Genomic DNA, 13205 nt, shown 5'->3' on the forward strand with positions numbered 1-13205 from the left:
GCGAACAGGCCTTTTTATTAAGTATATCAATTTATTTAACTGACTCCTTAGACTTTTTTGAAGACCTTTCTTTTTCTCCTGAAAGTCTGTCATAATCCTCCTGAGAACCGACGATAATGCTTTGGATCTTACGCTGACCAGTACCGGCAGGGATCAAATGACCCACAATCACGTTTTCTTTCAATCCTAACAATTCGTCACGCTTACCTCTGATCGCAGCTTCACTCAAAACCTTTGTGGTTTCCTGGAAGGATGCAGCAGAAATAAAGCTTTCTGTACCCAATGAAGCGGCAGTAATACCTTGTAAGGTTGGCTTGGAAACTGCTGTCTCCGCATCCCTCACCTGTACAAGCTTCAAATCCTTTCTCTTGAGACTTGAATTTTCATCTCTCAGTCTTCTGGCAGTAACAATCATTCCTGGCTTAAGGGTAGACGAATCTCCCGAATCCATTACAACTTTCTTATCAAGAATATTGTCGTTTTCTTCACGGAAGGCCCATTTGTCTACTACTTGACCTTGAAGGAAGTTGGTATCACCAGCATCAAGAATTTCAACTTTCTGCATCATTTGGCTTACAATTACCTCAATGTGCTTATCATTGATTTTCACACCCTGAAGCCTGTAAACCTCTTGAATCTCATTTACAAGATATTCCTGAACGGCTGTTGGTCCTTTGATAGATAGAATATCATTAGGAGTAATAGCGCCATCAGATAGAGGTTCACCCGCTCTGATAAAGTCATTTTCCTGAACAAGGATGTGCTTACTTAAAGAAACCATGTATCTCTTCTTAACACCATCTTTTGATTCAATGAAAATTTCTCTGTTACCTCTTTTGATACCACCATAAGTAACTACACCGTCGATTTCAGAAACTACAGCCGGGTTGGACGGGTTTCTGGCCTCAAACAATTCTGTTACTCTAGGAAGACCACCGGTAATATCTCTTGTCTTACCAACTGATCTTGGGATTTTCACCAAAATCTGACCGGCACGAACTTTTTCACCTTCTTCTACAGACAAGTGAGCTCCAACCGGAATATTATATGACTTAGCTTCCTCACCATAATTTACAATTACAGCAGGGTTCTTGGTCTTATCCTTAGTGTCTATGATTACTTTTTCTCTGTAACCTGTCTGATCATCAACTACTTCTTTGAAGGTAATTCCCTGAATAATGGAATCGAATTCTACCGCACCGTCATACTCAGAAAGAATTACGGCATTGTATGGATCCCAAGTACAAAGAGAGTCTCCTTTGGCGATCTTTTGACCATCTTTTACATTTAACACTGCTCCATAAGGAACGTGATTGGAAACTAAAGTCTTACCTGATTTAGCGTCGTTTATCTTGATCTCTCCTGACCTACCCATTACGATAGACACAGGTTCGCCATCTTTGTTGGTAGTCTCAATCCACCTTAATTCTTCTTCAAACTCAACCACACCATCAAATTTGGCATTGATTGTGGATTCGGCAGAAATGTTGGATGCTGTACCACCCACATGGAAGGTTCTCAATGTAAGCTGTGTACCAGGCTCACCGATTGACTGTGCTGCAATAACACCTACAGATTCACCTGCCTGTACCATTCCTCCTGTAGACAAGTTACGTCCATAACATTTGCTACATACACCTCTTCTAGTTTCACAGGTAAGTACTGACCTGATTTCCACTTCCTCAATGGCTGATTCATCCACTTTTCTTGCGATTTCCTCAGTGATCTCAATTCCTGCTGGTACCAATAGCTCTTCAGAAATAGGATCATATACATCATGGACGGATACCCTACCCAAAATTCTCTCAGATAATGGCTCTACGATTTCGTCATTGTCTTTCAATGCGGAAACCACTAGACCTCTTAATGTACCGCAATCTTCTTCAGAAACAATCATGTCCTGAGCCACGTCAACAAGTCTTCTTGTCAAATATCCGGCATCAGCAGTTTTCAAGGCTGTATCTGCAAGACCCTTTCTCGCACCGTGGGTGGAGATAAAGTACTCCAATACATCAAGACCTTCTTTAAAGTTGGAAAGAATCGGGTTTTCGATGATCTCGCCTACTGAACCTTGTAGGTTTTTCTGTGGCTTTGCCATCAATCCCCTCATACCTCCAAGCTGCCTGATCTGCTCTCTGGAACCCCTAGCGCCAGAGTGCATCATCATATAAATGGCGTTGAACCCTTGCTTATCTTCCTCCATCTGACGCATCAGGATGTTGGTAAGATTAGAGTTAGTTCTAGTCCAGATATCAATTACCTGGTTATATCTTTCATTGTCCGTAATCAAACCGAACTGGTAGTTATTTACCACTTGATCCACTTCTTCTTTCGCTTTTGCGATCAATGGATCTTTTTCTTCAGGAATAATGACATCATTAAGTCCCATAGAAAGACCACCTGTGTAGGCCATTTGGAATCCTAGGTGTTTGATGTCATCAAGGAATTGTGCAGTTCTTGCAACTCCACAAATTTTGACTACTTCGGAAATGATCTGTTGAAGCTTCTTTTTCGTCAAAAGTTCATTAACAAATCCTACTTCTTCGGGAACAAACTGATTGAAAATCAATCTACCTGCTACTGTTTCTATAGTCTTAGAAGACAATTCACCATTTTCATCTCTTACATTCACTTTACACTTGATGTAAGCATGCTGGGAAACTCTGCCTTCATTCATGGCGATGATCACTTCTTCTTCACCATAGAAAGTCATGCCCTCACCCAAAACCGGCTCCTCAGGAGTAGATCTTTTTCCTTTGGTTACATAGTACAGACCAAGAACCATGTCTTGTGAAGGCACTGTGATTGGGGCGCCGTTGGCAGGGTTAAGAATATTGTGCGAAGAAAGCATCAAGGTAGAAGCTTCCAAAATCGCTTCATGACCTAGCGGCACGTGAACAGCCATCTGGTCACCGTCAAAGTCGGCGTTGAATGCTGTACACACCAATGGATGAAGTTGAATCGCTTTTCCTTCGATCAGTTTTGGCTGGAAAGCCTGTATACCTAGCCTGTGAAGCGTTGGAGCACGGTTAAGCAATACAGGGTGTCCTTTCAATACATTTTCGAGGATATCCCATACTACAGGATCTTTTCTATCAACGATCTTCTTGGCAGATTTCACTGTTTTAACAATACCTCTTTCGATCAGCTTTCTGATAATAAAAGGCTTGAAAAGCTCGGCAGCCATGTTTTTAGGCAATCCGCATTCGTGTAGTTTCAACTCAGGACCTACTACGATTACAGAACGACCGGAATAATCCACCCTTTTACCCAAAAGGTTTTGACGGAATCGACCTTGCTTACCTTTAAGCATATCTGAAAGTGACTTCAACGCTCTGTTTCCGTCGGATCTTACAGCATTTACCTTTCTGGAATTGTCAAACAAAGAGTCAACAGCTTCCTGAAGCATCCTTTTTTCGTTTCTCAAAATCACTTCAGGTGCTTTGATATCAATCAGACGCTTCAAACGGTTGTTACGGATGATCACTCTTCTGTACAAGTCGTTCAAATCAGAGGTAGCAAACCTACCACCGTCCAAAGGCACCAATGGTCTCAATTCCGGTGGAATAACAGGAACCATTCTTACCACCATCCACTCAGGACGGTTTTCGATTCTGGTTCTTGCATCTCTGAATGCCTCTACTACTTTCAGCCTTTTGAGGGCTTCTGCTTTTCTCTGCTGAGAAGTATCAGTAGCAGCTTGGTGTCTCAAGCTATAAGAAAGGTCGTCAAGATCAAGTCTTGCCAACAACATTTCAATAGCTTCAGCACCCATTTTGGCGATGAATTTGTTTGGATCGTCATCATCAAGCATCTGATTTTCTTTCGGAAGCTTGTCCATAATATCCAAATACTCATCCTCAGTCAAAAAGTCTAAATACTGTATTCCATCTTCGGCTTTGATTCCTGGCTGGATGACAGCATATCTTTCGTAGTATACAATCTGATCAAGCTTTTTGGTAGGAAGTCCCAACAAGTAACCAATTTTGTTGGGAAGAGACTTAAAGTACCAGATGTGAGCAACAGGAACCACTAATTCGATGTGCCCCATTCTCTCTCTTCTAACTTTCTTTTCAGTCACTTCAACACCACATCTGTCACAGATGATACCTTTATATCTTATGCGCTTATATTTTCCACAATGACATTCCCAGTCTTTTACAGGACCGAAAATCCTCTCACAAAACAACCCGCCCATTTCAGGCTTGTATGTTCTGTAGTTGATTGTTTCGGGCTGCGTTACTTCACCATGTGAACTATCCAGAATGGATTCTGGAGAGGCCAAACTAATAGTGACTCTTGAGAAGTCGTTGTTTAGTTTTTTGTTTTTTCTGAACGCCATAATTGTTGAAGAGTATGTGAAGGGCCTTGCGGCCCAGTTTTTTTAATTAATCAAGGGTAATTTCAAGGGCTAGACCTCTTAGCTCGTGTACAAGTACATTGAACGATTCCGGAATATTTGGTTTCGGAAGGTTTTCTCCTTTTACAATCGCTTCATAAGCCTTAGCTCTACCCACTACATCATCAGATTTGACAGTAAGGATTTCCTGCAACACGTGTGAAGCACCGAAGGCTTCAAGTGCCCAAACTTCCATCTCTCCAAATCTCTGACCACCAAATTGTGCTTTACCACCAAGTGGCTGCTGCGTAATCAATGAGTATGGTCCGATAGATCTAGCGTGCATCTTATCGTCTACCAAGTGACCGAGTTTAAGCATGTAAGTAATACCTACAGTCACCGGCTGGTCAAATTTCTTACCAGTCAAACCATCATAAAGATAAGTCCTACCGTAAGAAGGCAAGCCTGCAGCATCAAGTTCAGCGGACACCTCTTCCATAGTGGCTCCATCAAAAATCGGTGTTGCATATTTTTTACCCAACTTCATACCGGCCCAAGCCAATACCGTTTCATAAATCTGACCAATGTTCATCCTAGATGGCACACCAAGTGGGTTAAGAACAATATCCATTGGAGTACCGTCCTCAAGGAATGGCATATCTTCGTCTCTCACGATTCGGGCAACTATACCTTTGTTACCGTGACGACCTGCCATTTTATCCCCTACTTTCAGTTTCCTTTTCTTGGCAATATACACCTTGGCCAACTGAACTATACCAGCAGGCAATTCATCACCTACTTCTAGGGTAAACTTGTCTCTCTTAAACCTACCTGAAATTTCATTTCTGGAATTCACGTAGTTTTTGACAAGCTTTTGAATCAGTTCGTTGGTATGGGCATCCTCAGTCCAATCATCAAGAATAATATCAGAAATAAGGTTAGCCTCTTCAGGTACATTGTAGTTAGACTCATCCCTGTATGGGTTCTTAGAAGGGAAGAGGTTCTGCTCGATGTTTTTCGCATTGAACTTCACTCCTTTACTGATGATTTCATCACCGAACTTGTGCTTCACTCCCTGGGAAGTTTTTCCATCCAAAAGTGTCACAAGCTTGTTGATCATCTTCGCCCTAATACCCAAAAGATCCTTAGCATATTGGCCTTTAAGTTTTTCAACTTCCGCCTTCGCTTTAGCTCTTAAGTCCTTGTCCTTTTTAGGCCTAGAGAACAACTTGGTTTCTATCACCACACCATTTAGAGATGGGGAAGCTTTCAAGGAAGCATCCTTAACATCACCTGCTTTGTCGCCAAAGATAGCTCTCAAAAGCTTCTCTTCAGGAGTAGGGTCTGTCTCCCCTTTAGGAGTGATTTTACCGATGATAATATCTCCTTCTTTTACTTCAGCACCTATTCGGATGATACCATTCTCGTCAAGGTTTTTCACAGCCTCTTCAGATACGTTTGGTATCTCAGAAGTAAGCTCTTCTTCACCTCTTTTGGTATCTCTTACTTCCAATTGGAATTCTTCAATGTGTAAAGAAGTAAAGATATCTTCTCTTACTACCCTTTCAGAAATTACAATCGCATCCTCAAAGTTGTATCCTTGCCAAGGCATGTATGCAACTTTCAGGTTTTTACCAAGTGCAAGTTCTCCTTTATTGGTAGAATAACCTTCCACCAACACCTGACCTTTGGATACTTTCTCACCTTTCAACACCAAAGGAGTAAGGTTGATAGTAGTATCCTGGTTGGTTCTTCTGAACTTCACCAAGTCATATGTTTTATATTCATCACTGAAATTGACAAGAAGGTCATCATCAGTAAGGTCATATTTGATTGTGATTTTTTTGGCATCCACATAATCCACCACACCGTCAGCTTCAGCGAGGATCAAAGATCTACTGTCAATCGCTGCCTTACCTTCCAAACCAGTACCAACAATAGGTGCTTCAGCTTTAAGAAGTGGAACTGCCTGACGCTGCATGTTTGATCCCATCAAGGCTCTGTTGGCATCATCATGCTCCAAGAATGGAATCAATGAGGCAGCTACAGATACAATTTGATTAGGAGCAATATCCATGTAGTTGATGTCCTTTGGCTCAAGTACAGGGAAGTCACCTTCAAATCTTGCTTTAACTTTTTCATTGATAAAGTTTCCTTGGTCATCTAAAGGTGCATTGGCCTGAGCGATGTAATTCTCATCTTCTTCTTCAGCAGTAAGGAAAAGGATATCCTCCTCTTTCATACTTACTTTTCCATCTTTTACCTTTCTGTATGGCGTCTCCAAGAAGCCCATAGAATTGACTTTGGAATGCACACAAAGGGATGATATCAATCCAATGTTTGGACCTTCAGGAGTTTCGATGGTACAAAGTCGACCATAGTGGGTGTAGTGAACGTCCCTAACTTCGAAACCTGCTCTTTCTCTGGAAAGACCACCTGGACCCAAAGCTGATAACCTTCTCTTGTGGGTCAACTCAGCCAATGGGTTGGTTTGATCCATAAACTGAGAAAGCTGATTGGTACCAAAGAAGGAATTGATTACAGAAGAAAGGGTTCTCGCATTGATAAGGTCTACAGGCTTGAAGTCCTCGTTATCCCTAACGTTCATTCTTTCCCTGATTGTTCTCGCCATTCTGGCAAGACCAACACCGAACTGGCTATAAAGCTGCTCACCAACAGTTCTTACCCTTCTATTAGAAAGGTGATCAATATCATCAACTACTGCCTTAGAATTGATCAACCCGATAAGGTATTTTACGATATTAATGATATCTTCTGTAGTCAAAACAATTTTTTCGGAATCAATATCAAGTCCTAGCTTTTTATTGATTCTGTATCTGCCCACTTCACCTAGGTCATATCTCTTGTCAGAGAAGAAAAGACCATGTATTACTTCACGAGCAGTTGACTCATCAGGTGCTTCTGTATTTCTAAGCTGCCTGTATATGACTTCAACAGCTTCTTTCTCTGAATTGGAGTTATCCTTTTGAAGGGTATTGTAGATGATTGAGAAATCAGCAACGTTGACATCCTCTCTGTGAAGGATGATAGACTTAGAACCAGAATCCAAGATCAATTCGATATCTTCTTCAGTAAGAATTGAGTCTCTTTCAAGAAGTACTTCATTTCTATCAATTGACACTACTTCACCCGTATCCTCATCTACGAAATCTTCTACCCATGTCTTAAGTACACGTGCAGCAAGTTTTCTACCGACAACTTTTTTTAGATTGCTCTTATTGGCATCTATTTCTTCAGATAAACCGAACAAATCCAAAATCTGCTTATCAGATCCGTAACCTATTGCCCTCAACAAAGTGGTTACAGGGAATTTTTTCTTCCTGTCAATGTAAGCGTACATGACATTATTGATGTCGGTAGCAAATTCTATCCAGCTTCCCTTGAAAGGAATGATTCTAGCTGAGTACAATTTGGTACCGTTGGTATGCTTACTTTGAGCAAAAAACACACCTGGAGACCTATGCAATTGGGATACAATTACACGTTCCGCACCATTGATGACAAATGACCCTTTCTCAGTCATGTAAGGAAGATTACCTAAGAAAACTTCCTGTTCGATGGTCTCGAAATCCTCATTGTCTTCATCATGACACAGCAAACGGAGTTTAGCTTTAAGAGGTACTGAATAAGTCAAACCTCTGTCAATACATTCTCCGACACTATATTTCGGTGGATCTACGGCGTAGTCAATGAATTCAAGGGTGAAATTTTCCCTGGAGTCAGAAATAGGGAAATTTTCAGAGAAAACCTTGAAAAGACCATCTTGCCTTCTTCTTTCAGCAGGAGTATCAAGTTGAAAAAAGTCTTTGAAAGATTGAAGTTGGATATCTAAGAAATCCGGATAGTCTTTGACTACCTTAATAGATGAGAAACTTTTCCTTACGGTTTGATTCTGGATAGCCAAGGCAGTATATGTTTTTAGTGAAAATTATTATTTGAAAGCGACAATTTTCGCTTGAAATAGTGCAATTTTTTACCTGTGCACAAACAGGAAAAGACCTGACTCTTTTTCAGTCAGGTCTCTGTCATAACCTTACCCTAAAAAGGAAAGGCTATTCAAATTATTTGATTTCTACTTCAGCACCAGCTTCTTCGAGAGATTTTTTCAAACCTTCAGCCTCGTCTTTAGCGATACCTTCTTTCACTGCTTTAGGAGCACTGTCAACCAATTCTTTAGCTTCTTTCAAGCCAAGACCTGTCAATTCTTTAACAAGCTTAACTACAGCCAATTTCTGACCACCAGCTGCTTTCAAGACAACATCAAATGAAGTTTTTTCTTCGGCTTCGGCAGCAGCACCACCACCAGCACCTGGAGCAGCAACAGCTACTGCAGCAGCAGCAGGCTCGATTCCGTAGTTATCCTTCAATATATCAGCCAATTCTTTTACTTCTTTTACAGTCAAGTTTACTAACTGTTCAGCAAGTTGATTAAGATCTGCCATTGTATTAATATTTAAATTGTTGATTTTTTACTTAATGATTTGATATAGATTATTCTTTTTCAGAAAGAGTTTGAACAAGTCCGGCCAAAGTATTCTGTCCACTCTGTAGAGCAGAAATAAGGTTTTTGGCAGGAGATTGAAGAAGTCCGATAACGTCTCCAAGAAGTTCTTGCTTAGATTTCAAGCTAGAAAGCATTTCTAACTGATTCTCGCCCACAAACACATCAGAGTCTATGGAAGCACCTTTGAAAACAGGTCTCGTTTCTTTTTTACCTAGTTTCTTTCTAAAGTCCAAAAGAACTTTTGCAGGTAAATTACCCACTTCTTTTGAAAATATAATTCCTGAGAAACCTTTTAGGGCATTAGAAGAAAGCTCTTCATAATTACCGTCTAGGTTTTCCAAGGCCTTTTTGATAAGGGTGTTTTTGTAAACTTTGTACTCTACACCTTTTTCAAAACATGTCCTTCTGAAGGCATTTACCTGAGCTACATTGAAACCCGATGCATCTGTGATGTAGAAGTAAGGGTTTTCTCTGAATTTCTCGGTAAGACCTTCGATTATTTCTAATTTTTCTTCTCTAGTCATGATTAAATTCCTTGAATACTACCTTTATCTACTTTGATACCGGGAGACATTGTACTTGATAAGTGAATGCTCTTAAAATATGTACCTTTTGAAGAAGTTGGCTTCAGTTTAGAAATGGTATTGATGAGTTCTTTAGCATTATCCTGAATTTTTTCAGGACCGAAAGACACTCTACCGATGCTTGCATGAATGATTCCGAATTTATCAACTTTGAAATCAATCTTACCAGCTTTTACTTCTTTTACTGCCTTACCTACTTCTAAGGTAACTGTACCGGATTTTGGATTTGGCATAAGACCTCTTGGACCCAATACCCTACCCAATCTACCTACTTTTGCCATAACGTTAGGCATGGTGATAATGACGTCAACGTCAGTCCAACCGCCTTCGATCTTAGCAATATAGTCGTCTAGACCTACATAATCAGCACCAGCTTCTCTAGCTTCCTCTTCCTTGTCAGGAGTACAAAGTACCAATACGCGTACTTCTCTACCAGTTCCGTGTGGCAATGCTACCACACCTCTTACCATTTGATCAGCTTTTCTTGGATCTACACCCAGACGGATGTCTAGATCTACAGAAGCGTCAAATTTGGTATTGGTGATTTCCTTTACAATGGAAGAAGCATCCTCTAGGGAGTACTGCTGGCTTGGGTCGTACTTAGAAAGAGCTTCTTTTTGCTTTTTTGTTAACTTAGCCATAGTTTTTTAAAATTAATCCTCCCAGGGAGCTTTACCAGAAACAGTGATACCCATACTTCTAGCGGTACCTGCAATCATTTTCATGGCAGATTCCACTTTGAAAGCGTTCAAGTCAGGCATTTTCACTTCAGCAATTTCCTTTACCTGATCCCAGGTAACTGACCCTACTTTTTTCCTGTTAGGTTCTGCTGATCCACCTTTGATTTTTGCCGCCTCGATAAGCATGTTAGCTGCAGGAGGAGTTTTTACGACAAATTCAAAAGATTTATCAGAGAAAACAGTAATCAAAACAGGTAACACCTGACCCATTTTATCTTGGGTTCTAGCATTAAACTGCTTACAGAACTCCATTATGTTCAAACCCTTGGAACCAAGGGCTGGACCTACTGGAGGTGATGGATTTGCCTGGCCACCTTTCACCTGTAATTTCACATAACCAGTGATTTCCTTAGCCATTTCCTAGTCTTGTTTTTCTACTTGTATAAAGTTTAATTCAACAGGTGTGTTTCGACCGAAGATCTTGACCATAACATTCAATTTCTTCTTGTCTTCAAACACCTCTTCTATTGTACCCGAGAACCCACTGAAAGGACCGTCCATTACTTTTACGGTCTCTCCAACTATAAATGGGGTATCCAATTTCTCTGCAAACTCATCAATCTCCTCAACACGTCCTAAGATCCTGTTGACTTCTGATTGACGTAATGGCTCAGGGGTTTTGGAAGCCCCCCCTTGGTTTGACCCTAAGAAACCGATTACTCCCGGTATGCTTGTAATTACGTGATTGGCTTCACCATGTGATAAGTCGGCATTGATCAAAACATATCCAGGAAAGAAATTTCTTTCCCTCACACGTTTTTTACCGTTACGCATTTCGTAAACTTTTTCGGAAGGTATAAGGACTTCAGGAATAAATTCCTCAAGCTTCTGGCGGAGAATTTCATTGTCCAAATAAGATTTGGCTTTTTTCTCCTGACCAGCTACCACCCTAAGTACATACCACTTATGTTCAGCCATCAGTAATTTTTCTATTCAGATTAGAACAAATCGTAGAACCACTTCATTAAATTCTCGAATCCCAAATCAATGAGGCCAATCACCAATGCAAAAATGATAGATGCTACTATCACTAATACAGCACTGTTTTGCAAAAACGAATAAGAAGGCCAAGTCACCTTGTTCCTCATTTCGTCTATGGATTCTACTACAAAATTTTTAATATTCATGGTCTACTGTCATTTTGCACGGGCAGAGAGATTCGAACTCCCATCAACGGTTTTGGAGACCGCTATTCTACCATTGAACTATGCCCGTAGAATAATTGGCTCCCCAAAAGGGAACGCAAAAGTAGTTACAATTGGAATAAGAAACAAATGCGATCCCAAAAAATAATTCAGGATCGCATTTGATTTTATTATATTCTGGTAAATTTAGTCAAGAATTTCAGTCACCTGACCAGCACCTACAGTTCTACCACCTTCTCTGATAGCGAAACGTAGACCCTTCTCAAGAGCAACTGCGTTCAACAAATTCACTTCGATAGTAACGTTATCACCTGGCATAACCATTTCAACGTTCTCAGGAAGCTTGATCTCACCAGTTACGTCTGTAGTTCTCAAGTAGAACTGAGGACGATATTTGTTAAAGAATGGAGTGTGACGTCCACCTTCTTCTTTGGAAAGAACGTAAACTTCTGCTTTAAAGTGAGCGTGAGGAGTTACAGATCCTGGCTTACAGATGATCATACCTCTCTTGATTTGAGATTTTTCAATACCTCTCAACAAAAGACCTACGTTGTCACCAGCTTCACCTCTGTCAAGAATTTTACGGAACATCTCAACACCAGTCACAGTAGACTTAAGGCCTTGAGCTCCCATACCAATAATATCTACAGGATCACCTGAGTTGATTACACCTCTTTCGATTCTACCTGTAGCTACAGTACCTCTACCTGTGATAGAGAATACGTCTTCTACCGGCATCAAGAAGTCTTTGTCAACTAGACGCTCAGGAATTGGAATGTACTCATCAACAGCATTCATCAATTCCATTACAGTTTCAACCCATTTGTCTTCACCGTTCAAAGCACCAAGTGCAGAACCGGAAATAACCGGGATGTTGTCACCGTCGAATTCGTAGAAAGAAAGCAATTCTCTTACTTCCATTTCCACAAGCTCCAGAAGCTCTGGATCATCGACCATGTCGACTTTGTTCAAAAATACTACTAGTGCAGGTACACCTACCTGACGTGCAAGAAGGATGTGCTCTCTAGTTTGAGGCATTGGTCCGTCAGTTGCAGCTACTACAAGGATAGCGCCATCCATCTGGGCAGCACCAGTTACCATGTTCTTTACGTAATCCGCGTGACCAGGACAGTCTACGTGAGCGTAGTGTCTCTTTTCAGTTTGGTATTCTACGTGAGAAGTGTTAATGGTAATACCTCTTTCTTTTTCTTCAGGAGCGTTATCAATTGAAGAAAAATCTCTTAATTCAGAAAGACCTTTTTTCGCCAAAACTGTGGTAATGGCAGCAGTCAAAGTTGTCTTTCCATGGTCTACGTGACCAATCGTACCGATATTAACGTGCGGTTTGGAACGGTCAAAGGTTGCTTTTGCCATGCGTGAAAATCCTCTGTTTTAGTTAAAGATATGAATTAGTTAAATTTTTCAATGTTTCAGAGCCAACGACGGGATTTGAACCCGTGACCCCTTCCTTACCAAGGAAGTACTCTACCCCTGAGCTACGTCGGCTAATAACATTCTTATGCCTATAAAAGCATAGAGCGGGAGACGAGGCTCGAACCCGCGACCTGCAGCTTGGAAGGCTGCCGCTCTACCAACTGAGCTACTCCCGCTTTTGTAAAACCGAATGCAAAAATAATAAAATTTTTGGCATTTCAATTTTGTGGGGGAAACAGGATTCGAACCTGTGAAGACATAAGTCAACGGATTTACAGTCCGTCCCAGTTGGCCGCTTTGGTATTCCCCCAACTGATTATTCCAATAAGATTTCAAAGCTTATCCAGCTTTTCGTTGTCTTAACGGATGGCAAAATTATACCCTTTTCCTAAACATTCAAAATAATGCTAATTTTTTTCCCTGTAATTTTCACTATAA

The 13205-nt window shown here is 40.8% G+C and carries 9 protein-coding genes and 4 tRNA genes; all 13 read right to left on the bottom strand.

Features of this window, described 5'->3' with window-relative positions:
* Positions 1-31: 31 nt before the first annotated feature.
* The 13 genes from rpoC to EGN73_RS13735 all read right to left on the bottom strand — a co-directional run bounded on the left by rpoC (position 32) and on the right by EGN73_RS13735 (position 13077).
* Positions 32-4342: a DNA-directed RNA polymerase subunit beta' gene (gene rpoC / locus EGN73_RS13675; RefSeq protein WP_219290833.1), complete on the bottom strand. Its 4311-nt coding sequence runs from the start codon at positions 4340-4342 to the stop codon at positions 32-34.
* Positions 4343-4388: 46 nt separating this feature from the next.
* Complete coding sequence (gene rpoB, locus EGN73_RS13680; protein ID WP_219290835.1) at positions 4389-8264, bottom strand: DNA-directed RNA polymerase subunit beta; 3876 nt, start codon at positions 8262-8264, stop codon at positions 4389-4391.
* Positions 8265-8421: 157 nt separating this feature from the next.
* The gene (rplL, locus tag EGN73_RS13685) at positions 8422-8802 is read right to left on the bottom strand and encodes a 50S ribosomal protein L7/L12 (RefSeq protein ID WP_219290837.1); all 381 of its coding nucleotides are present in this window, start codon (positions 8800-8802) and stop codon (positions 8422-8424) included.
* Positions 8803-8851: 49 nt separating this feature from the next.
* Positions 8852-9388: a 50S ribosomal protein L10 gene (gene rplJ / locus EGN73_RS13690; protein WP_219290839.1), complete on the bottom strand. Its 537-nt coding sequence runs from the start codon at positions 9386-9388 to the stop codon at positions 8852-8854.
* A gap of 2 nt (positions 9389-9390) precedes the next feature.
* Positions 9391-10089, bottom strand: coding sequence for a 50S ribosomal protein L1 (gene rplA, locus EGN73_RS13695; protein ID WP_219290841.1), 699 nt, complete (start codon positions 10087-10089; stop codon positions 9391-9393).
* A 12-nt stretch (positions 10090-10101) separates the two neighbouring features.
* The gene (rplK, locus tag EGN73_RS13700; RefSeq protein ID WP_009034228.1) at positions 10102-10545 is read right to left on the bottom strand and encodes a 50S ribosomal protein L11; all 444 of its coding nucleotides are present in this window, start codon (positions 10543-10545) and stop codon (positions 10102-10104) included.
* 3 nt (positions 10546-10548) lie between these two features.
* Positions 10549-11106 (bottom strand): transcription termination/antitermination protein NusG, encoded by a 558-nt coding sequence (gene nusG, locus EGN73_RS13705; RefSeq protein ID WP_219290844.1) that lies wholly within the window; start codon positions 11104-11106, stop codon positions 10549-10551.
* A 20-nt stretch (positions 11107-11126) separates the two neighbouring features.
* Entirely contained in the window at positions 11127-11315 is a 189-nt protein-coding gene (secE, locus tag EGN73_RS13710; protein WP_219290847.1) for a preprotein translocase subunit SecE, read from the bottom strand.
* A gap of 17 nt (positions 11316-11332) precedes the next feature.
* A tRNA-Trp gene (locus EGN73_RS13715) sits at positions 11333-11403 on the bottom strand.
* A 116-nt stretch (positions 11404-11519) separates the two neighbouring features.
* Entirely contained in the window at positions 11520-12707 is a 1188-nt protein-coding gene (gene tuf, locus EGN73_RS13720) for an elongation factor Tu (RefSeq protein ID WP_219290851.1), read from the bottom strand.
* Between the two features lie 60 nt (positions 12708-12767).
* A tRNA-Thr gene (locus EGN73_RS13725) sits at positions 12768-12839 on the bottom strand.
* A gap of 31 nt (positions 12840-12870) precedes the next feature.
* A tRNA-Gly gene (locus EGN73_RS13730) sits at positions 12871-12943 on the bottom strand.
* Between the two features lie 51 nt (positions 12944-12994).
* Positions 12995-13077, bottom strand: a tRNA-Tyr gene (locus EGN73_RS13735).
* Between the last annotated feature and the right edge of the window lie 128 nt (positions 13078-13205).

Source organism: Arthrospiribacter ruber (assembly GCF_019343195.1).
In the GTDB taxonomy this organism is placed as follows: domain Bacteria; phylum Bacteroidota; class Bacteroidia; order Cytophagales; family Cyclobacteriaceae; genus Arthrospiribacter; species Arthrospiribacter ruber.

Excerpts from the sequence above, each read along its gene's own strand:
- nusG (WP_219290844.1), bottom strand. The coding sequence starts at position 11,106 with ATGGCTGAACATAAGTGGTATGTACTTAGGGTGGTAGCTGGTCAGGAG.
- tuf (WP_219290851.1), bottom strand. The coding sequence starts at position 12,707 with ATGGCAAAAGCAACCTTTGACCGTTCCAAACCGCACGTTAATATCGGT.
- rplL (WP_219290837.1), bottom strand. The coding sequence starts at position 8,802 with ATGGCAGATCTTAATCAACTTGCTGAACAGTTAGTAAACTTGACTGTA.
- secE (WP_219290847.1), bottom strand. The coding sequence starts at position 11,315 with ATGAATATTAAAAATTTTGTAGTAGAATCCATAGACGAAATGAGGAAC.
- rpoC (WP_219290833.1), bottom strand. The coding sequence starts at position 4,342 with ATGGCGTTCAGAAAAAACAAAAAACTAAACAACGACTTCTCAAGAGTC.
- rplK (WP_009034228.1), bottom strand. The coding sequence starts at position 10,545 with ATGGCTAAGGAAATCACTGGTTATGTGAAATTACAGGTGAAAGGTGGC.
- rplJ (WP_219290839.1), bottom strand. The coding sequence starts at position 9,388 with ATGACTAGAGAAGAAAAATTAGAAATAATCGAAGGTCTTACCGAGAAA.
- rplA (WP_219290841.1), bottom strand. The coding sequence starts at position 10,089 with ATGGCTAAGTTAACAAAAAAGCAAAAAGAAGCTCTTTCTAAGTACGAC.